At 63.0% G+C, this 20,780-nt stretch carries 17 protein-coding genes; 1 reads left to right on the top strand and 16 read right to left on the bottom strand.

The window, feature by feature from the left end; genetic code table 11:
• Positions 1 to 159 precede the first annotated feature (159 nt).
• The gene (gene asnS, locus Q355_RS0113690) at positions 160 to 1,482 is read right to left on the bottom strand and encodes an asparagine--tRNA ligase (RefSeq protein ID WP_027878294.1); all 1,323 of its coding nucleotides are present in this window, start codon (positions 1,480 to 1,482) and stop codon (positions 160 to 162) included.
• A gap of 151 nt (positions 1,483 to 1,633) precedes the next feature.
• Between asnS and dnaE the strand changes: the two genes are divergently transcribed.
• Positions 1,634 to 5,494 carry a DNA polymerase III subunit alpha gene (dnaE, locus tag Q355_RS0113695; RefSeq protein WP_027878295.1) on the top strand — a complete coding sequence of 1,287 codons (3,861 nt, stop codon included), beginning with the start codon at positions 1,634 to 1,636 and terminating at the stop codon, positions 5,492 to 5,494.
• Between the two features lie 79 nt (positions 5,495 to 5,573).
• Here dnaE and Q355_RS16035 read toward each other — a convergent pair whose 3' ends face one another.
• From Q355_RS16035 to Q355_RS0113770, 15 genes are all read right to left on the bottom strand, one after another.
• Positions 5,574 to 6,449, bottom strand: a complete 876-nt coding sequence (locus Q355_RS16035) for an alpha/beta hydrolase (protein ID WP_084496141.1) — start codon at positions 6,447 to 6,449, stop codon at positions 5,574 to 5,576.
• On the bottom strand, positions 6,446 to 7,156 hold the full coding sequence (locus Q355_RS0113705; protein ID WP_027878296.1) for an ABC transporter ATP-binding protein: 711 nt from the start codon (positions 7,154 to 7,156) through the stop codon (positions 6,446 to 6,448). Before Q355_RS0113705 ends, Q355_RS16035 begins: the two co-directional genes overlap by 4 nt.
• Positions 7,153 to 7,905, bottom strand: a complete 753-nt coding sequence (locus Q355_RS0113710; protein WP_027878297.1) for an ABC transporter ATP-binding protein — start codon at positions 7,903 to 7,905, stop codon at positions 7,153 to 7,155. Before Q355_RS0113710 ends, Q355_RS0113705 begins: the two co-directional genes overlap by 4 nt.
• Positions 7,902 to 8,816 carry a branched-chain amino acid ABC transporter permease gene (locus Q355_RS0113715; protein ID WP_027878298.1) on the bottom strand — a complete coding sequence of 305 codons (915 nt, stop codon included), beginning with the start codon at positions 8,814 to 8,816 and terminating at the stop codon, positions 7,902 to 7,904. Before Q355_RS0113715 ends, Q355_RS0113710 begins: the two co-directional genes overlap by 4 nt.
• Positions 8,817 to 8,825: 9 nt before the next feature.
• The gene (locus tag Q355_RS0113720) at positions 8,826 to 9,746 is read right to left on the bottom strand and encodes a branched-chain amino acid ABC transporter permease (RefSeq protein WP_027878299.1); all 921 of its coding nucleotides are present in this window, start codon (positions 9,744 to 9,746) and stop codon (positions 8,826 to 8,828) included.
• 27 nt (positions 9,747 to 9,773) lie between these two features.
• Positions 9,774 to 10,937: an ABC transporter substrate-binding protein gene (locus Q355_RS0113725; protein WP_027878300.1), complete on the bottom strand. Its 1,164-nt coding sequence runs from the start codon at positions 10,935 to 10,937 to the stop codon at positions 9,774 to 9,776.
• 126 nt (positions 10,938 to 11,063) lie between these two features.
• Entirely contained in the window at positions 11,064 to 11,891 is an 828-nt protein-coding gene (gene kynA, locus Q355_RS0113730; RefSeq protein ID WP_027878301.1) for a tryptophan 2,3-dioxygenase, read from the bottom strand.
• On the bottom strand, positions 11,891 to 13,120 hold the full coding sequence (kynU, locus tag Q355_RS0113735) for a kynureninase (protein WP_027878302.1): 1,230 nt from the start codon (positions 13,118 to 13,120) through the stop codon (positions 11,891 to 11,893). The genes kynA and kynU overlap by 1 nt, the downstream gene beginning before the upstream one ends.
• A gap of 8 nt (positions 13,121 to 13,128) precedes the next feature.
• Entirely contained in the window at positions 13,129 to 13,542 is a 414-nt protein-coding gene (locus Q355_RS0113740) for a RidA family protein (RefSeq protein ID WP_027878303.1), read from the bottom strand.
• A 2-nt stretch (positions 13,543 to 13,544) separates the two neighbouring features.
• Positions 13,545 to 15,164, bottom strand: coding sequence for an AMP-binding protein (locus Q355_RS0113745; protein ID WP_027878304.1), 1,620 nt, complete (start codon positions 15,162 to 15,164; stop codon positions 13,545 to 13,547).
• Positions 15,154 to 16,350, bottom strand: a complete 1,197-nt coding sequence (locus tag Q355_RS0113750; RefSeq protein WP_027878305.1) for an acyl-CoA dehydrogenase family protein — start codon at positions 16,348 to 16,350, stop codon at positions 15,154 to 15,156. Before Q355_RS0113750 ends, Q355_RS0113745 begins: the two co-directional genes overlap by 11 nt.
• Complete coding sequence (locus tag Q355_RS0113755) at positions 16,351 to 17,190, bottom strand: enoyl-CoA hydratase family protein (protein WP_051529444.1); 840 nt, start codon at positions 17,188 to 17,190, stop codon at positions 16,351 to 16,353.
• Positions 17,187 to 17,672: a MarR family winged helix-turn-helix transcriptional regulator gene (locus tag Q355_RS0113760; RefSeq protein ID WP_027878307.1), complete on the bottom strand. Its 486-nt coding sequence runs from the start codon at positions 17,670 to 17,672 to the stop codon at positions 17,187 to 17,189. Before Q355_RS0113760 ends, Q355_RS0113755 begins: the two co-directional genes overlap by 4 nt.
• Positions 17,673 to 18,443, bottom strand: coding sequence for an SDR family NAD(P)-dependent oxidoreductase (locus tag Q355_RS0113765; RefSeq protein WP_027878308.1), 771 nt, complete (start codon positions 18,441 to 18,443; stop codon positions 17,673 to 17,675).
• Positions 18,440 to 20,767 carry a bifunctional salicylyl-CoA 5-hydroxylase/oxidoreductase gene (locus Q355_RS0113770; protein WP_027878309.1) on the bottom strand — a complete coding sequence of 776 codons (2,328 nt, stop codon included), beginning with the start codon at positions 20,765 to 20,767 and terminating at the stop codon, positions 18,440 to 18,442. The genes Q355_RS0113765 and Q355_RS0113770 overlap by 4 nt, the downstream gene beginning before the upstream one ends.
• Between the last annotated feature and the right edge of the window lie 13 nt (positions 20,768 to 20,780).

A 20,780-nucleotide genomic window follows, 5' to 3' on the forward strand; every position in this document is an offset into this window, starting at 1 on the left:
CAGGGAAAAGAACATGCAAAGCCCTATCAGGATATAGCGCGTTCTTCATAACTTGATTGCTATGTTCAGTACAGCACAGTGGCCTCCCGGATGGGAGGCCATGCCTGTGAAGAGTGCGATAGTCTGGGCCAAAGCGGAGTGCTTTGGGTGAGGTTTTTTTCAGGGTCGCATCCGGGTGTACATGCGCGGGAACGGGATGGCCTCGCGGATGTGCTCAATGCCGCAGATCCAGCGCACGGTACGCTCGAGGCCGATGCCAAACCCCGCGTGTGGCACGGTTCCATATAGCCTCAGGTCCATATACCAATCAAAGACTTCTTCGGGCAGGTTGTGTTCGCGAATCTTCTGGCGCAGCAGCTCGGGGTCGTGGATGCGCTGTGAGCCCCCGATAATCTCGCCCACACCCTCGGGGGCCAGCATGTCGGCGTTGAGTACCAGGCGTGGGTCGCTGGGGTCGGGCTGCATGTAGAAAGCCTTGATGGCTGCCGGATACTTTTCCACAAAAATGGGCCGGTCGAACTGCGCGGTGAGGGCGGCTTCGTGCGGGGCGCCAAAGTCGTCGCCCCACTGCAGGGGGGTGAGCTCGAGTTCGGGCCTCTGGGCCAGCTGGTTGACCATCTCTACCGCCTGGGTATAGGTAATGCGAGGGTACTTGCCCTGTGCGGTGCTCTCCAGCACGGTTGTATCGCGCTCGAGCAGCTCGAGCTCGAGCTTTTTGTTTTCCAGTACCCGTCCCACCAGGTAGATCACCAGCTCCTCCTGTAGCTGCATGTTCTCCTCGTGGGTCATGAAGGCCACTTCCGGCTCAACCATCCAGAACTCCAGCAGATGCCGCCGGGTTTTGCTGCGCTCGGCCCGGAAGGTGGGGCCAAAGGTGTAGACCTTGCCAAAGGCCATGGCCCCGGCCTCGGCATAAAGCTGGCCCGACTGCGAGAGGTAGGCCTTCTCGCCGTCGAACAGGTCTACCTCGAACAGGTCGGTGGTGCCCTCCACGGCGTTGGGGGTCAGGATGGGGGCATCCAGCCGGACAAAGCCCCGGGCGTGAAAGAAGTCGTGGATGGCCCGCTCGAGCTCATCGCGCACCCGCAGCACCGCCCAGGCCCGGCGGTGGCGCAGATACAGGTGGCGGTGGTCCATCAGGAAGTCTACCCCGTGCTCCTTGGGGGTGATGGGGTACTCCCGACTGGGCCGGGCAATTACCTTTAGCCCTCGCAGCGAAAGCTCATAGCCCCCTGGTGCCCGGCTGTCGGCGCGCACCAGCCCCTGCACCTCCAGGGCGGTTTCCTGGGGTAGGTGGTCGGCCTCCTCAAACTGTTCGTCGGGCAGCTCACCCTTGAACGCGGTGGCCTGTAGGAAGCCGGTGCCATCGCGCAGCTGCAAAAAGTGAATTTTGCCCTTGGAGCGCCGGCTGGTGAGCCACCCCCGGATGCTGACCTCTTGGCCGTCGTATTTTGCGATTTCTTCAATGAAAACCCTTTGCACAGGGTGATTCTAACCATAAATACCAGATTTGGTCAGTTTTCTGACCCAGGTCGGTAAGCTGGCCCAACCGCGGAACCCTGTGCCCACGTGCAGAGGCGAGCCAATTTCATCTCACCCCCGCGCTCCCGATTTGCGTTATGATACCTGCGTAATGGCTACCGACCTAAATCCACAGAACCGGCATAACCCCAGTACCTGCCCAGCTTGTAAATTTGCCCACCTGCACCAGCACACCCAGTTCAGTCTGCTGGATGGGGCGGCGAGGCTCAAAGACCTGCTCAAGTGGGTCAAGCAGGTCTCGCCCGAGGAGCCCATGCTGGCCATGACCGACCACGGCAACATGTTCGGGGCGGTGCAGTTTTACAAATATGCCAGTGAGATGGGGGTCAAGCCCATTATCGGCTACGAGGCCTATGTGGCGGCGGAATCGCGCTTCGACCGCAAGCAGGGCAAGGGGCTGGACGGGGGCTACTTTCACCTCACGTTGCTGGCCCAGAATATGGAGGGCTACCAGAACCTCTCCCGCCTGGCCAGCCGGGCCTACCTCGAGGGCTTCTATGGCAAACCCCGCATCGACCGCGAGATCCTGCGCGAGCACAACGCTGGCATTATTGCGCTGTCGGGCTGTCTAGGGGCCGAGATTCCGCAGTTCATCCTGCAGGAGCGCTTTGAGGACGCCGAAAAACGCCTGCAGGAGTACCTCGCGATTTTCGGCCCTGAGCGCTACTTTATCGAGATTCAAGACCACGGCCTGGCCGAACAACACAAGGTGAACAAAGTTTTGAAGGAGTTCGCCGACAAGTACGGCCTGGGCCTGGTGGCCACCAACGATGGCCATTACGTAAGAAAAGACGACGCCGAGGCCCACGCGGTGCTGCTGGCGGTGCAGTCCAAGGCCACCTGGGACGACCCAAACCGCTGGAAGTTCCCCTGCGACGAGTTTTACGTCAAGAGCCCCGAGGAGATGCGCCAGACCTTTGACGACGAAAAAGAGCTCTGGGGCAGCCGCATGGACGAGCTCTTCGACAACTCGGTGAACATCGGGCGGATGTGCAACGTGGAGCTGGTGCCCAAAAAAGTGCAGTACCGCATCCCCAAATACCCGCTGCCCGAGGGCCGTACCGAGGTGATCTATTTCCGCGAGCTCACATTTAACGGGCTGCTCAAGCGTTACCCCGAACGGGTAACCCCTGAGCTATACCGGGAGTTTCTGCGCAAGATAGGTCGTCCGGTGCCGCATGGCGATGGGGAGATGCTGGCTTTGGAGCTGGCCCGCATCGAGGACCTCGAGGCCACCCGGGCCCACCTGCCCGAACTAAAGGAAGGTATCGAATGGGATGGGTGGGCCATTCTGTCCCGTGCCATCTACGAGCTCTCGGTGGTGGAGCGCATGGGTTTTCCGGGTTATCTGCTTATCGTGGGCGACTTCATCAACTGGGCCAAGGACCACGGCATCTCGGTGGGGCCGGGCCGCGGCTCGGCGGCGGGTTCACTGGTCACCTATGCTACCCGCATTACCAACATCGACCCCCTGGCCTATAACCTGCTTTTTGAGCGCTTCCTCAACCCGGCCCGGGTTTCCATGCCCGATATCGATACCGACTTTTCCGACGTGCGCCGGGGTGAGGTGATTGAGTATGTGCGCCAGCGCTACGGCGACGAGATGGTCGCCCAGATCGGTACCTTTGGTACGCTGGCGGCCAAAGCCGCCATCAAAGACGCGGCGCGGGTGTTTGGGCTGCCGGTCAAAAAGGCTGACGAACTGGCCAAGCTCATTCCGGTGACTTTTGGCAAGCCGATGCCGCTGGACAAGGCCGTGGAAGCCATCCCCGACCTGCGGGCCGAGATGGAGAAAGACCCGCTGGTCAAGCGGGTGCTCGAGGTGGCCCAGAAGCTCGAGGGCCTTTCGCGCCAGAGCAGCGTGCACGCCGCCGGGGTGGTCATCTCCGACGTACCCCTGCGCGACTACATTCCTTTGATGCGGGCTGGGGACACCGGGGCCAAGGTGACCCAGTACGACATGGGTTCGGTGGAGGCCTTGGGGTTTTTGAAAATGGACTTTTTGGGCCTGCGGACGCTTTCCTTCCTGGATGAGTGCAAACGCATCGTCAAAGAGTCCAAAGGGGTCGAACTCGATTTTGATAACCTGCCCATCGATGATTCCAAGACCTTTGAGCTGTTGGGCCGGGGGGAGACCAAGGGGGTTTTTCAGCTCGACTCAGCTGGCATGACCAGTGCGGTGCGGGGCCTCAAGCCGCGCCGCATCCAGGACATTATCGCCCTGGGCGCCCTTTATCGGCCCGGCCCCATGGAGAACATTCCCACCTACATCCGCCGCCACCACGGGCGCGAGGAGGTGAGCTATCCGCAGTTCCCCAACGCCGAGAAGTACATCCGGCCCATCCTGGAAGAGACCTACGGGATTCCGGTTTACCAGGAGCAAATCATGCAGATCGCCACTGCTGTGGCCGGCTACAGCCTGGGCGAGGCCGACCTGCTGCGGCGGGCCATGGGCAAAAAGAAGATGGAGGAGATGGTCAAGCAGCGGGCGCAGTTCAAGGAAGGGGCGGCCAAAAAGGGCATTCCCGCCGACGAAGCCGACCGTCTGTTCGACCTGCTCGAGGCCTTCGCTAACTACGGCTTCAACAAAAGCCACGCGGCGGCTTACGCCATACTGACCTACCAGACTGCCTACGTAAAAGCCCACTTCCCGGTAGAGTTTTTTGCTGCGGTGCTCACGGTCGAACGCCACGACTCCGATAAAGTGGCGGAGTACATCCGGGCAGCCCGCATCGCCGGGGTGGAGGTGCTTCCCCCCGATATCAACCAGTCGGGCTTTAGTTTCCGGGCGCTGGAAAAGAGCGTGCTGTTTGGGCTGTCGGCAGTAAAAAACGTGGGCGAAACGCCCACCGAGCTTATCCTCAAAGAGCGCGAGCGAGGGGGGCCTTACAAATCGTTGCCGGACTTCCTGCGGCGGCTCGATGGAACCGTGGCCAACAAGCGGGTGGTGGAGTCGCTGATTAAGGCCGGGGCTTTTGATGCTTTTGGCCCTCGAGGCCCCATGCTGGCGGCGCTTGACGACCTACTCAAGTGGGCCCAGTCCGAACGCGAGCTGGCCCAGTCGGGCATGATGGGGCTTTTTGGTGAGGCGCAGGAGCCCGTAATCCCCAAGGCCCCGCTGCTGGATGCCTTAACCGAGCTTCGCATGGAAAAAGAGGCCCTGGGCATCTATGTAACTGGGCATCCGCTTTCACGCTACGAGGGGCTGCGGGAAGCCGCAAGCTGTACGGTGGAGGAGTTGCCTCAGGCTTTTGCCGAACACCAAGGCAGCCGCAACCTGGCAAACGGCGGCGATAGCCGTCTGCCCCGACAGGGGATGGTCTTGGTGAACAGCGGCGATAGCCGTCTGTCCCGACAGGGGATCGCCCAGCGGGTGCGATTGCTTTTGGCAGGCATGGTGGAGGGTATTGTGCGCAAGCCGACCAAGTCGGGTGGAATGCTGGTGCGCTTTACCCTGGCGGACGAGACCGGGGCGGTAGAGGTGGTGGCCTTTGGCCGGGCCTACGACAAAATTTCCCCCCGCATCGCCGAGGACGCCGCGGTGCTGGTGCTGGTGGAGGTGGAGCCCGAGGGCGAGGGGGAGAGCCTGCGGGTGGTGGCGCAGGATGTGTTTCCTTACAGCGAGCTCGAGGGCCTGCCCAGGGTGCTGGAGCTCGAGCTAGACCTGGCCTTGCTCGACGAAGAAAAACTCCTGGAGCTGCGCAGCCGACTCGATGAGGCCTCCGGGCCGCTGCCGGTACAGCTCAAGGTGCGGGGGCCGGGGGGCTGGGCCATGATCGAAGCCCGCGAGGTCAAGGTGAGCGAGCAGGCTCCTGGGTTGTTGCAAGACCTGGACTGGCTCGAGGCCCGCTTGATTCCCGACCGTGAGATGCTGCTGGGCTATGGCAAGCCGGCCGAGGGCAACTTTAGGAACCAAAAAGGATCGGATCAGGGGCCGGTGGTTCCGTTCTAAGGAGGGCAGCCTCCTCTAATACCGGATTCAAAAAGATACTCTTCAAACAAAAAACATCAAGGGGCTATCTTTTTGAATCCTAGAGCACTCCCTTCGGTCGGGTTAGTTCGTCACCGTTCGGTGACGAACTAACCGAATCTGGTATAAAAGATGCCCACACCGGGCTGTCTGGATTGGCGAGTTCGTCCAGGACGTTGAAGTGGTGTCGGCCCGGTACCGACCTTACTTCGCTGCAATTCTCGGGCCAGGCTGCCTTCAGCAGGTGGCTTTGGTGGTGGAACTCGCTGGACTCCAGCGCGCCCACCGCCAGCACCAGCGGGGCCCGCAGGGTGGGGGTTTTGTAGACAGGACTGCAAGCCCTGGCGCTTTCCACATCGAGCCTTAGATCGGCGTTGAACGACACTTGAATCAACGGCTCTAGATCGAACAAACCGCTAATGGAGATGCCCCCGGCAATGGCTTCTGAGGGGAGGCTATAGCGATCCCAGGGGGTGGCGAACATCTCGGCAGTCAGGTGCCCCCCTGCGGAGTGCCCGCTGATCAGCAGGGGCACTCCCTCCAGGCCATACCGTGGGGCCGCCTGGTAGAGCCAGGCCACCGCCCGCCGACATTGTTCGGTGATCTGGCCGATGCTCACGGCTGGGCAGAGCGCATAGTTAAGCACCGCCAGGCTTATGCTCCGGGCCACCAGCGGCGGGGCCAGCCAGGAGAAATCGTCCTTGTCGAAGGCCCGCCAGTAGCCGCCGTGGATGAAGACCAGCAGGTAGCGGCTGTTCTCAGCCAGAAAGAGGTCGAGGGTCTCGTTGGGGCCGTCGCCGTAGGCCAGGTTGCGCTGGTGTGGCAGGGTATCGCGGGCAACTTGGGCTGCCTGGGCCCAGCGCCGGAAGTATTCCGGGGCCTCCGGCACCGTTAGGCGGGGGCTGTACTCGAGTTCGTACCAGGAAGGCTCGCTCATACGCTCAGGTACTGTTTCCAAACCTCGGGCCGGGCCTTCAGGCTGGTGGAGTCGCCCTGCCAGACCACCCGGCCTTTCTCCAGGATGGTGTGCTGGTCGGCCAGGGCCAGGAGGCGCTCGAGGTACTTGTCAATCACCAGGATGGTCTGGCCGCTTTCCTTGAGTAGGCGCAAGACCCGCCAGATCTCCTCCCGCAACAATGGGGCCAGGCCCTCAGTGGCCTCGTCCAGAATCAAAAGCCGGGGGTTGGTCATTAGGGCCCGACCAATGGCCAGCATCTGCTGCTCGCCCCCGGAGAGCTGGGAACCCAGGTTGTTGCGACGTTCCTCTAGGCGTGGGAAGAGTTCCCAGACCCGTGCAAGCGTCCAGGGGTTTGGGCTTTGGTTGCGGTTGGCTGCGAAGGCGACCAGGTTCTCCTCCACCGTAAGGTTGGGAAAAATCTGTCGCCCCTCGGGAACTATAGCAACGCCCAGGGCCGCGATCTGCTCGGGGGCCAGGGCTTCGATGAACCGCCCGGCTAAGCGAATCCGTCCCTTACGGGCGGGGGTCAGGCCCAGGATGGATCGCACGGTGGTGGTTTTGCCCATGCCGTTGCGGCCCAGCAGGGTGGCCACCTGGCCTTCCTCCACCCGTAGGTTCACCCCGAACAACACCTGGCTCTGACTGTAGAAGGTTTCCAGGTTTTCTACCTCGAGCAAAGCGCTCACGCTGTATCCCCCTCCTCGCCCAGGTAGGCTTTGTGCACCTCCGGGTTGGCCCGGATTTCCGCCGGGCTCCCCGAGGCGATCACTTGACCGTAGACCAGTACCGAGATGCGCTGCGCCAGCCGGAAGACCGCGCCCATGTCGTGCTCGACCAGCAGGATGCTGTGCTGCTGCGCCAGGCGAGCAATCAGCTCAACCATCTTTTCCGATTCCTCCAGGCCCATCCCGGCCATGGGCTCGTCCAGCAGCAGGAGTTTGGGACGAGAGGCCAGGGCCAGGCCTACCTCGAGGGCCCGCTGCTCCCCGTGGGAGAGTCGGCCCACCACCACCTCGAAGCGCCGGGCCAGCCCGATCTGTTCGGCCACGGCCAGGGCCGCTTCGGTCAGGTGCTTTTCCCGTGCGGCCGGCTGCCAGAAACGGAAGCTGCTGCCCGAGCGGGCCTGCACGGCCAGCTCGAGGTTGGCCCGAACGGTTTGGTTCTTGAACAGGTTGGTGATCTGGAAGGTGCGGGCCAGGCCCCGGTGCACCCTCAGGTGGGCGGGCAGATGGGTGATGTCTTCACCCTGGAAGCGCACCCGCCCACCGCTGGGCTTGAGCACGCCGGTGATCAGGTTGATCAGGGTGGTCTTGCCGGCCCCATTAGGCCCGATCAGGGCGTGGATCTCGCCTGGGGCCACGCTCAGGCTGCAGTTGTTTACCGCCAGCAGACCGCCAAAGTGCCTGCTGAGCCCCACCAACTCCAGCAGGCTCATACCTTCCTCCGCAAAAGCCCGGCCAGGCCCTGGGGGGCAAAGAGCACAATCAAAAGCAGGATCACCCCCACCCCAAGCTGCCAGTGAATGGTCAGGTCCTGCAGCACCTCTTCCACCAGCGAGAGCACCGCTGCCCCCAGCACCCCACCCCAGAACTGGCCCACCCCACCCAGGATGACCATCATCATCAGGTGGCCGGACTGCTGCCAGGCCAGCAGGCTGGGCGAGACGTACTGGGTGTAATGGGCCATCAGCACCCCGGCCAGGCCCGCTATAGCCCCGGCCAGTACAAAAGCCACTAGCTGAAAGCGGAAGACCGGATAGCCCAGGGCCAGGGCGCGGGACTCGTTTTCCCGGATGGCCTGCAAGACCCGCCCAAACCTCGAGTGCACCAGCCTGTGCATCAAATAAAGCGCGGCCAGCAGCACCCCCAGGGTCAGGTAGTACAGCGTGGTGTCGTTCAGCTCAAAAAGTCCAAACTCCGGTCGCCGGGCCCTGAGACCGTCCTCGCCGCCATACTGCTTGAAGGAGACCACCAGGTAGTAGATCATCTGGGCGAAGGCCAGGGTGATCATGATGAAGTAGACCCCTCGCGTGCGCAGGCTGATGACCCCGATCAGGAGGGCTAAGAGTCCGCTCAAGCCCACTGCTGCTACCCAGATGACCCAGGCCGAGGTGACGCCTTCGCGCATCAGTATGGCCACCGCGTAGGCACCCAGGCCAAAGTAGGCCGCGTGTCCGAAGCTCACCATCCCCCCGTAGCCCAGAATCAGGTTCAGGCTGCTGGCGGCCAGGGCGTAGACCATAATTTTGGTGAGGAGGCCCTGGTAGAACTCGAGGCCCGTAGCAGCAGCGATGGGGGGGAAGGCCAGCAGCAGGCTTAGTAAAACCACGGGAAAGAACCAGCGCATCCTGCCCCCCTATGTCCGTACCGGAAAGAGCCCCTGTGGCTTCAAAAAAAGCACCACCGCCATCAGCAGATAAATCAGGATCGAGGCCAGGGCTGGCCCCAGGTTGGAGGCCACTTCTGGCGAGGCCACCTGGGAGAGCAGCAGCGGCAGAAAAGCCCGCCCGGCGGTGTCCATCAAGCCCACCAGCAAAGCCCCTACCAGGGCCCCCTTGATGGAGCCGATGCCGCCAATCACGATCACCACGAAGGCCAGAATCAAGATGCTCTCACCCATGCCGATCTGCACAGCCAGAATGGGTCCCAGGAAGGCTCCGGCGATGGCAGAGAGCCCGGCCCCCACCCCAAACAGCAGTGTGAAGAGGGGCTTGATGGGCACACCCATAGCCTGAGCCATCTCGCGGTTGGAAGCCCCAGCCCGAAGCCACATGCCTACCTTTGTGCGGTTAACCAGCCAGAACAAAAGCAGCGCTACCAGAAGCCCGACCCCGATGATGACCAGGCGAAAGGCCGGGTAGTACAGGCCGGGCAGAATCTCCACCGGCCCAGAAAGCGCCTCAGGTGCTGAGAGCAACAGGGGTTGCGAACCCCAGATCATCCGCACCACCTCGTTGATGATGAGAATCAAGGCAAAGGTGGCCAGCACCTGCGAAAGGTGGTCGCGCCGGTAAAGCTGGCGCAGCACGCTGAGCTCGAGCAGCATCCCGACCAAGGCAGTGCCCAGCACGGCCAGTGGCACGGCCAGCCAGAAGTTGCCGGTGGCCCCGACCAAAGTAGCGGTCAGGTAGGCCCCGATCATATACAGCGAGCCGTGGGCCAGGTTGATGGTGTCCATGATGCCCAACACCAGGGTCAGGCCGGCTGCTAGCAAAAAGAGCATCAGGCCAAACTGGAAACCGTTTAGAACCTGTTCTGCGAATAGGGTTGGTGGCATAGGCAATAGGGAGGTGCTGCTGTTGGCTTATCTTAACCTGCACCTGTCCACATAAGCATCGCGGTGGTTGGTGAAGATGGTACCCACCTGGCGGTTTACAATCTCGCCCCCTGGCTGTTGGATGACCTGACGCAGGTAATAGTTCTGGATGGGGTAACCGTTGGGGCTAAAGCGGATAAATCCACGGGTGCTGTTGAACCCCGCTAGCATGGCCTTGCGCAACTCGTCTTTCTTGCTTAGGTCGCCCCCTACGGCTTTGATAGCGCTGTCCAGCAACAGCGCTGCATCGTAACCCTGTGAGGCGTATAAGGTGGGGATGCGGCCATAGGTTTTGCGGAAGTCCTCCACGAAGCGCTGGTTGATGGGGTTGTTGAGTTCTAAAGTCCACTGCGAGCTATTGTAGATGCCCACCAGGGCCCGGCCCACGGCTCGAATTACGTCGGCGTCTGCCGAAAAGCCTGGCAGGAAAAGGGGAATTTCCCGCAGCAGGCCGGACTCGGCGTACTGCTTAATGAAATTCACGCCCATAGCCCCCGGCTCGAAGGCGTAAACCGCTTTGGGTCGCGTCGCGCGAATCTGGGCGATCTCCGCCGAGAAATCGAGCTGGTTCAGCCGGTGGTAGACTTCGGCCACCACCCGGCCTTTAAAGTAGCGCTTGAAGCCAGTAAGAGCGTCGCGCCCGGCGGGGTAGTTGGGCGCTAGCAAAAAGACGTTCTCGAAGCGCCGGGTCTGCACATACTGGCCCATGGCCTCGTGCAGATTGTCGTTTTGCCAGGCTACGTTCACGAAGTAGGGGCTGCACTGCTCCCCAGCATACTCCGAGGGACCGGCGTTGGGGCTAATGTAAAAGGTCTTTTCCTCGAAGATGGCGTCGCCCACGGCCAGGAGGATGTTGGAGAAGATGATGCCGGTGAGGAAGTCTACCCGGTCGCGCTTGAGCATGCGGTCTACGGCCTGGCGGGCTACGTCGGGGTTTTGCTGGTCGTCTGCCACGATAACCTCTACCGGCAGGCCCCCAAGCTGGTTGTTGAGGTGGCGCAAGGCCAGGTTGAAGCCATCGCGAACGTCGATCCCCAGGGCTGCCCCTCCGCCCGAGAGGGTGCTGACAAAACCGATTTTCACACTGCGCTGAGCCAGACCTAAAGAACCAATTGCACCCAAAAGAACCAGTAGCCAGACCAACTTTTTCATCTTGCCTCCTCCGGTGTGTTCAGATGGATTTTCACTTCAGCCATAAGCTTGACCTCTGCTTGTAGGGTTGCTATGGAGTGTAACCTTGGGGGCTTCTGCATACAAATCAACCTTTCAGTGGGTGGTTCAAAGCAAGGTGCGTACCTGCCAGAGCTCCGGGAAAAGCACAATCTCGAGGGCCCGCTTGAGATAAGCCACCCCGGCGGTGCCCCCGGAGCCTTTTTTGTGGCCGATGGTGCGCTCGACGGTGGTGAGGTGGCTAAAGCGCCAGCGGCGGAAATTGACCTCTACATCCACCAGTTTTTCTGCCAGGTAGTACAAATCCCAGTAGCGTTCAGGCTGCCGGTAGACCGTAAGCCAGGCCTCGGCCACGGCTTCCTGGGGTTCGTAGGGTTTGGCGAAGTCGCGCTTTAGCACGGCCTCGGGCAGCGCAAGACCGCTCTGGGCCAGCAAGCGAAGTGCCAAGTCGTACAGGCTGGGGGCGCGCAAGGCGGCCTCGAGCCTCCGGTACTGCTCGGGTTTGTGCTGGTGGGGTTTTGTCATGAAGGGTTCTTTGTTGCCCAGCAAGAACTCGATCAGGCGGTACTGGTACGACTGAAACCCCGAGGCCCGGCCAAAAGCCGAGCGGAATTGGAGGTAGTCCGAGGGGGTCATGGTGGCCAGCACCTCCCAGCTGGCGCTCATCTGCTCCTGGGCCCGGCAGACCCGGGCCAGCATTTTGAGGGCCGGATCCACGATGCCCTGCTGCAGCAGCCCCATGGCGCTATTCAGCTCGTGGATGATGAGCCTCATCCAGAGCTCCTGTACCTGATGAATAACGATAAACAGCATCTCGTCGTGGGCCTCGGTGAGGGGTTGCTGGGCGGCCAGAAGTGTCTCCAGACGCAAGTAGTCGCCATACGACAGGTCGTGTCTGAAGTCGGTGTGGGCGGCTTGGTAGGTGGTGTCTTTCATCAGGTCACCTTGGCCCTTTCCTGGAAACGCGCTTCCCTCCAAAGCCCGCTTTGCATGACCTGGGCCAGCCTTTGCACCGCCTGGTAGACATCCTCAAAGCGCAGGTAAAGCGGTGCGAAGCCAAAGCGCAGGATGTCGGGGGCGCGGAAGTCTCCCACCACCCCCTGGGCAATCAGGGCCTGCATGACGGCATAGCCTTCCGGGTGTCGGTAAGCCACCTGGCTGCCGCGCCGGGCGTGCTCGAGCGGGGTGGCTAGCTGGAAGCCGTAGCGGGCGGCCAGGGGCTCCATTAACCGGATAAAGAGGTCGCTGAGCTGGAGCGACTTCTGCCGCACCAGGGCCATGTCTACGCCCTCGAAGACCTCGAGGGCCGCCTCCAGGGCGCTCAGTGAGAGAATGGCAGGGGTGCCCACCGTCAGGCGGCGTAGGTCTTGGGCTGGCAGGTATTCGGGGCTAAAGGCAAAGGGGTCGGCGTGCCCCATCCAGCCGGTCAGGAAGGGACGGGTAGCCGCCTGGTGTCGCCGGGCCACGAACAGAAAAGCCGGTGCACCAGGGCCTCCGTTCAGATACTTGTAGCCGCAGCCCACCGCAAAATCTACTTGCGCCTGGTTCAGGTGCACCGGAAAAGCCCCGGCGCTGTGGGCCAGATCCCACACCACCAGCGCGCCTTTTTGCTGGGCCAGCCGGGTCAGGTGGGCCATCTCGTAGCGGTAGCCCGTGCGGTAGTCCACCTCGGTGAGCAGCAAGACCGCCACCTCTTCGTCCAGACTTTTGTCTATCTCCTCTTTGGACACCAGCCGCAGTTCATGGCGCTTTAGCAGCTCGGTGATGCCCTGGGCGATGTAGAGGTCGGTGGGAAAGTTGGCGATGTCGGAGAGGATCACCTTACGCCCCGGGCGCAGCTCGAGCGCAGCCAGAAGCACCTTAAAGAGGTTCACCGAGGTGGAGTCGGCCACCACCACCTCGTCCGGTTCGGCCCCAACCAGCCGGGCGATGCGGGCCCCCACCCGCTGGGGCAGGTCAATCCAGCCGTGGGTGTTCCAGCTTTTGATCAGGCTCTGGCCCCACTCTTGCTGTACCACCTGCGCCAGGCGGGCCACCACCCGTTTGGGCAGGGCCCCCAGCGAGTTGCCGTCCAGGTAGATGACCCCTTCGGGCAGCAAAAACTCGTCCCGCTTAGGGGCCAGGGGGTCGACTTGGTCGAGGGCTTGTATCTCGGCGAGAGTCATAGGTCTCCTTACTCGGGGATGACCGCCGTGGCCTCGATCTCCACCCTGGCGCGGTCTTCGATGAGGGCCCGGACTTCCACCACCGACATGGCCGGGTAGTGACGGCCCATAATCTGGCGGTAGATCTGGCCCAGGGCCTCGAGCTGGGCTAGGTACTCCTCTTTGCTCAAAATAAACCAGGTGAGTCGCACGATGTGCTCTGGCTTCCCACCGGCCTCAGCCAGGGTCTCGACGATGTTTTGCAAGGCCTGGCGGGTCTGCTCGACGAAGTCGTCGGACTCAAAGACACCCTGGTGGTTCCAGCCGACCATGCCAGCCAGGAAGACCATGCGCCCCTTAGCTGCGATGCCGTTGACATACCCCTTAGGCGCTTTCCATCCAGGGGGTTGCAGGACTTGCCAGCGATCCTCGAGCTTTTCCATAGCTACACCCTTTTCTCTTCGGCTTCTTTGCGAAGCAGGTACCGCTGTAGTTTACCGGTCTGGGTGCGGGGCAGGCTCGAGCGGAACTCGATGGCCCTCGGATACTTATAGGGCGCAATTTTTTGCTTCACGAAGTCCTGCAAGTCCTTCACTAGCTCGGCGGAGGGGTTGAGGCCAGGCTGCAGCACCACATAGGCTTTTACAATCTGACCCCGTTCAGGGTCTGGGACGCCCACTACCGCACACTCCGCCACTGCGGGGTGGAGCAGTAGGGCATCCTCCACTTCGGGGCCGGCGATGTTGTAGCCTGCCGAGATGATCATATCGTCGCTGCGGGCCTGGTAGACAAAGTAGCCTTGCTCGTCCACCAAGTAGGTGTCCCCGGTGATGTTCCAGCCGTTCTGCACATAGTTGCGCTGTCGTTCGTCGGCCAGGTAGCGGCAGCCAGTGGGGCCCTTTACAGCCAGGCGGCCAATCTGGCCAGGGGGAAGGGGGTTGCCCGCTTCGTCCAGCACACAGGCCTGGAAGCCCGGCACGGGCTTGCCGGTGGCTCCTGGCCTGGCCGCTTCCTCGGTGTGGGAGATGAAGATGTGCAGCATCTCGGTGGCCCCGATGCCGTCGATGAGCTCGAGGCCGGTGGCCTCCTTCCAGAGCCGACGGGTAGAAGCCGGTAGTGGCTCGCCCGCTGAAACACACTTGCGCAGCGAGGAGAGGTCGTACTGCTGGGCCAGGGGCGCCATGGCCCGGTAGGCGGTGGGGGAGGTGAAGACCACGCTGGCCCTGAACTCGGGGATGGCCGCCAGCAGAAGCTCGGGGCTGGCCCGCTCCAGCAGCACGCTCTGAGCCCCGATCCGCATGGGGAAGAGCACCAGGCCACCCAGCCCATAGGTAAAAGCCAGAGGCGGACTGCCGATAAAGACATCCTCCGGGCTAGCCCGCAAAATGTATTTGCCAAAGGTATCGCAGATGGCCAGCAGGTCACGATGAAAGTGTACGCAGCCCTTGGGCTTGCCGGTGGTGCCGGAAGTGAAGGCGATGATGGCTGGGTCATCGCTGGCGGTGTCTACGTTCTGGAAAAACTCCGACTTACCCGCCATTAAGGCTTCCAAGCTACCCCCTTCGCCCCAGTAGACCACCTGTTTTAGGGTGGGGCAGTTCGGCAGGGCGTTGTCCAACTCCTCGCGCAAGCGCCCGTCGCATAGGGCGTGCGAGACCTGGGCTTTGGTCACCACCTCGGTGAGTTCCTTGGCCCGCAGGAGCGGCATGGTTGTGACCGCAATGCCCCCAGCCTTCATCACCGCAAACCAGGCTGCTACCAGCAGGGGGTTGTTGGGTGCCCGCAACAATACCCGGTTGCCCGGCACCAGGCCCATTTCTTGGGTGAGCACCTGGGCCATGCGGTTGGCCTGCTCGAGCAGCTCGCCGTAGGTCCAGCACAGCCCGTTGGCCCGCACGCAAGGCCGGTCGGGGTGCTGGGCCGCCATCTGATCCAGCAGCTCGCTGGCGCAGTTCAGCCGCTCGGGGTACTCTAGCTCCGGCAGTGAGAAAATCAGCTCAGGCCACTGTGCTTTGGGTGGCAGGTTGTCGCGGGCAAAGGTGTCTAGGTGGGCGCTATACCCCATGTCCAGTCCCTCCTTTCACCTGAGGTTCCTTGAAATTCTTGAGTAATTCCCTGGCGATGATGAGCTGCTGCACCTCGCTGGCCCCTTCGTAGATACGCAGGGCCCGGATCTCGCGGTAGAGCGACTCCACCACCTGCCCCCGGGTCACGCCCAGCCCGCCCCATAGCTGCAAGGCCGCGTCTATCACCTGCTGGGCATGCTCGGTGGCGAAGAGCTTGGCCATGGCGGCCTCCTGCGTGACCTGCCGGCCCTGGTCGCGCAGCCAGGCCGCACGGTAGGTGAGCAGGGCCGCAGCGTCTACCTGAGTGGCCATCTGGGCCAGGCGGGCTTGGGTGAGCTGGAAGTCGGCCAGGGTCTGGCCGAACATCTTGCGGTGCGTCGCGCGATGCAAAGCCTCATCCAGCGCGCGCCGGGCGAAGCCCAAAGCCGCTGCCGCGACCGAAGTACGAAAGATGTCCAGGGTCTGCATGGCGATCTTGAAGCCCTGGCCTTCCGCGCCCAGAAGCTGGCTTTTGTCAACCCGGCAATCCTCAAAGCGCAAGGTGGCCAGCGGGTGCGGCGCCATGACCTCGAGGCGCTCTGCGATCTTCAGACCCGGCGTATCGGCTTCCACCACAAAGGCCGAGATGCCTTTACTGCCCTGGCTGCCCGGCGCGCGGGCAAAAACCACATAGAAGTCGGCGATGCCGCCGTTGGAGATCCAGGTTTTCTGTCCGTTCAGCACGTAGGCCTGGCCTTCGGGGCGGGCCTCGGTGCTGAGGGCCCCCACATCGGAGCCCGCCTCGGGTTCGGAAAGGGCAAATGCGGCGATGTACTCGCCTTTTGCTACCCTGGGCAGGTAATGAGCTTTTTGTTCCGGGGTGCCATGCAAGGTGATGGCGCCCGAGCCCAGCCCCTGCATGGCAAAGGCGAAGTCGGCCAGGCCCTGGTGGTAGGCCAGGGTCTCGCGGATGAGACAGACGGCGCGGGTGTCTATGGTCTCAAAGACTCCCCCGTAGGCCTGCCCCCCCACCGCGTAGCGTGTCCAGCCCGCCTCGCCCAGCATTTGGACGAGCCTACGGCAGGCTTGGTCGGTGTCGTGCTCGTCCTGCGGGGTGAGTTTGTGCGCTGCCCAGGCCGGCAGCTCCTGGGCCAGTTTGCGGTGATGGGCTTCGAAGAAGGGCCACTCGAGGTGTGCGCGCTGCATTCAATCCCCCTCGAAAACCGGCGTCTCTTTGGCCACAAAGGCCTGGTAAGCCCGGTGGAAGTCCTGGGTGGTCATGCACAAAGCCTGGGCCTGGGCCTCGGCCTCGATGGCCTCGTCTAAGCCCATGCTCCACTCCTGGTGCAGCATTTTCTTGGTCATGGCGTGGGCGAAGGTGGGGCCTTTGGCCAGCTCGAGGGCAAACTGCTGGGCTTCCTCCAGTAGCTGCTCTGGCGCACACAGCCGGTTGAAGAAGCCCCAGGCCAGGCCCTCCTCCCCGCTCATGGCCCGGCCTGTGTACAAAAGCTCGGCGGCCCGGCCCTGCCCGATGATGCGCGGCAGCATGGCGCAGGCCCCCATATCAGCGCCCGCCAGCCCCACCCGACTGAACAGGAAAAGGGTTTTGCTCTGGGCGGTGCCAAAGCGGATGTCCGAGGCCATGGCCAGAATGGCCCCGGCTCCCGCACAAACCCCGTCCACCGCGCTGATGATGGGCTGGGGGCAGGCCCGCATGGCCCGCACCAGGTCGCCGGTCATGCGGGTGAAGGCCAGCAGGCTGGGGGTATCCATCCGGGTCAGGGGGCCGATGATCTCGTGGACGTCGCCGCCCGAGCAGAAGTTGCCCCCGGCCCCGCTGAGCACCACCGCCCGCACGTCCTCGGCGTAGGACAAAGCCCGGAAGAGGTCGCGCAGCTCGGCATAGGACTCGAAGGTCAGGGGGTTTTTTCGCTCAGGCCGGTTCAGGGTAAGGGTAGCCACCCGGCCCTCGACCTGCCAGCGGAAGTGCTGGGCCGGATAGTCGGCCAGGGTACAGGCCCCATCCACCCGCCGCTTCTCTTTCATCGGGCCTCCTTTTCGTTCAGGTGTTGCTTGAGCTTGCCCAGAAGGGCGTAGAGGGTCTCTTTTTCCTCGCTCGAGAGCCCCTCGAATAGCTCGATCACCCAGCCCTCGTGCACTGCTGCCATCTCCCCAAACAGGCGCTGCCCCTCGGGGGTGAGCTTGACCACGAAGGAGCGCCGGTCGCTTTTATCTACCTCGCGCCGTACCAGACCTTCGGCCTCGAGCTGGTCGGTAATCCCCGTGATGTTGCCGGTCGTGACCATCATCCGCTTTGAAAGTTCGCTCATCTTCAGGCCCTCCGGGTGGCGCTCGAGCTGGGCTAAGAGGTCGAAGCGGGGCAGGGTGGTCTTGAAGTTTTCCCGCAGGCGGCTGCGGATTTTACTGGTGATGCGGTTGGTGCAGGTGAGCATCCGTAGCCAGAGCCTGATGGCCTGGTGGTGGTCGTTGGCCAGGCGGGTCTCGAGGTCTTTTTCCATCGTGAGCATCTACACCTCTCCTCCTGCAATGGCGATGGCCTGTCCGTTAATGGCTGCCGATTCCGGCAGGCACAGCCACAGTACGGCCTGCGCGACTTCCTGCGGCTCCACCAGCCGCCCCTGGGGGTTGGCACGGGTCAGCTCGGCCCGGGCCTCCTCCGTGCTGCGCCCGGTTTTCTGCGCGATCTGGGCCAGGCTGGCCTCGAGCAGGCCGGTCTGGGTGTAGCCGGGGCAGACCGCGTTGACGGTGATGTTTTTTCTGGCCAGCTCGAGCGCCAGCGAACGGGTCAGGCCGATCACCCCGTGCTTGGCCGCACAGTAGGCGCTTACGTAGGGGTAGCCCTTGAGTCCGGCGGTGCTGGCGATGTTGACGATGCGGCCCCAGCCTGCCCCCAGCATCCCCGGCAGCGCGGCCTGGGTGCACAAAAACGTTCCGGTCAGGTTCACCGCCAACATCCTTTCCCATAGCCCCAGATCGGTTTTGGTGAAGGGCTGGCTCTCGGCCTGCCCGGCGTTGTTGACCAGGATCGATACGTCCCCCAGCGCACACGCTGCGCCGCCGAAGGCCCTCTGCACATTCTCCGGATCGGTTACGTCGCAGGTTTCCACGTGAACCTCGGTGGCGAGCTTCCCGGCCTGCGCTTCCAACTGCGCCCGGTTGCGCCCCATCAGCGTGAGCCTGGCCCCGGCCTGGGCCAAAGCCGCCGCGATGGCGGCCCCAATGCCGCGCCCAGCGCCGGTCACGACGGCGTGTTTTCCCGCGAGCGACTGCGTGTTCATCGGATGGCCAGCTCCTCGGCCCGCTCGAGCGAGGCCCGGGCCAGGTTGCGCTCGATCTGGGCCTTGCCCGAGAGGTACTGTTTGGGCCAGCCCACCTCGGTGTAGCCCAGCCGCGCGGCCTGGTTCAGGGTCCAGTGGGGGTCGGCCAGGTGCGGGCGGGCGATGGCGCACAGGTCGGCCCGCCCGGCGGCGATGATGGAGTTCACGTGGTCGGCCTCGTAGATGGCCCCCACTGCCATGGTGGCGATGCCCACCTCGTTGCGGATGCGGTCGGCGAAGAGGGTCTGGTACATCCGCCCGTACACCGGCCTGGCCTGGCGGGTGGTCTGCCCCGAGGAGACATCGATCAGGTCGCACCCGGCCTCCTTGAACAGGCGGGCAATCTCTACCGCGTCGTCGGGGGTGTTGCCGCCGGGGGCCCAGTCGTGGGCGGAGATCCGCACCGAGATGGGCAAGTGCTCAGGCCAGACCGCGCGCAAAGCCCGGAAGACCTCGAGGGGGTAGCGGCAGCGGTTCTCCAGGCTCCCGCCATACCCATCGGTGCGGTGGTTGGTGAGGGGGCAGATGAAGGCCGAGAGCAAATAGCCGTGGGCACAGTGCAGCTCGAGCCAGTCGAAGCCCGCCTCCACCCCCCACAGCGCGGCCTGCACGAAGTCGGCCTTGACCCGCTCCATGTCTTCCAGGGTCATCGCGCGGGGAATCTGATTATTGGGGCCGTAGGGGATGGGCGAGGGGGCCAGCAGCGGCCAGTTGCCTTCCGGCAGGGGCTCGTCCTGGGCCTCCCAGCCCACCTGGGTCGAGCCCTTGGGCCCGGCGTGCCCCAGCTGGAGCCCGATCTTGGCATCGCTGTGCTGGTGCACGAAGTCCACGATGCGCTTGTAAGCCAGCATGTGCGCTTCGCTGTACAGCCCCGCACAGCCCGGGGTGATGCGCCCGTCGGGTGAGGGGGCGGTCATCTCGGTGAAGACCAAAGCAGCCCCACCCAGAGCCCGCGCCCCCAGGTGCACCAGGTGGAAGTCGTTCACCAGCCCATCTTTGGCCGAGTACATGGCCATGGGCGAGACCACCACCCGGTTTTTGAGCGTAAGGCCCCGCAGCCGAAAGGGCGTAAACATGGGCGGAATGGGCCGGGCGGGCAGGCCGGATTTTTGCGCCAGCCAGGCCTCGTAACCCTCGAGGTACTTGCGGTCGCGCAAGCGCAGGTTCTCGTGGGAGATGCGCTGGGAGCGGGTGAGCAGGCTATAGGCGAACTGCTCGGCTTCAAAGTGGCTGTAGCGCTCCACGTTCTCGAACCACTCGGTGGAGTTGCGGGCGGCGTTTTGCAGCTTCAGCACCTCTATCTGCCGCACCTCCTGGTAGGTTTCCAGCACCTCCTCGAGCTTATCCGGGGTATCGCCCAGCCGCTCGAAGGTGCGGGCCAGCTCGATGGCGTCCTCCAGGGCCAGCTTGGTGCCGCTGCCAATCGAGAAGTGGGCGGTGTGGGCGGCGTCGCCCATCAACACCACCGGCACCTTGCCGTTCCAGTGCACCCAGCGCTGGCAGACCACCCGGGGAAACTTGATCCAGATGGCCGAACCGCGCAGGTGAGCGGCGTTGGACATCAGTTTGTGCCCGCCCAGATACTTGGCGAAAAGCCGCTCACAGAAGGCGATGCCCTCCTCCTGGCTCATCTGGCCCAGGCCCGCCTTCTGCCAGACCTCTTCGGGTGTCTCCACGATGAAGGTCGAGGTGTGTTCGTCGAACTGGTAGGCGTGGGCCTGGAACCAGCCCCACTCGGTCTTTTCGAAGGCAAAGGTGAAGGCCGGAAAAGGCTGGTGGGTGCCCAGCCAGACGAAGCGGCACTTACGCAGTTCGATGTCGGGCTGGTAGGTAGGTTCGTACTTTTTGCGGATGCGGCTGTTGATGCCATCGGCGGCGATGACCAGGTCGGCCCTGTACTCCCTGGCAATGGCTTCATCGTCGGCGACTTCGGTCTGAAAGACCAGATGAACCCCTAACTCGCGGCAGCGGTCTTGCAGGATGTTCAACAGCCTCTGCCGCCCAATGCCAATGAAGCCGTGGCCCGAGGAGCAAATCGTGCGCCCCTTGAAATGCACTTCGATGTCATCCCAGTGGTGGAAAGCCCGGCTAACCTGGAGGTAGGTGGGGTAGTCGGCTTTTTCCAGGTTGCCCAGGGTCTGGTCGGAGAAGACCACCCCCCAGCCGAAGGTATCGTCCGGGCGGTTGCGCTCGAGCACCGTGACCTGGTGGGCCGGGTTCTGCTTTTTCATCAGCAGGGCGAAATAAAGCCCCGCTGGCCCTCCGCCGATGCAAACTATCCGCATGGCTCAAACCCGT

Source organism: Meiothermus cerbereus DSM 11376, from assembly GCF_000620065.1.
Lineage (GTDB): Bacteria > Deinococcota > Deinococci > Deinococcales > Thermaceae > Meiothermus > Meiothermus cerbereus.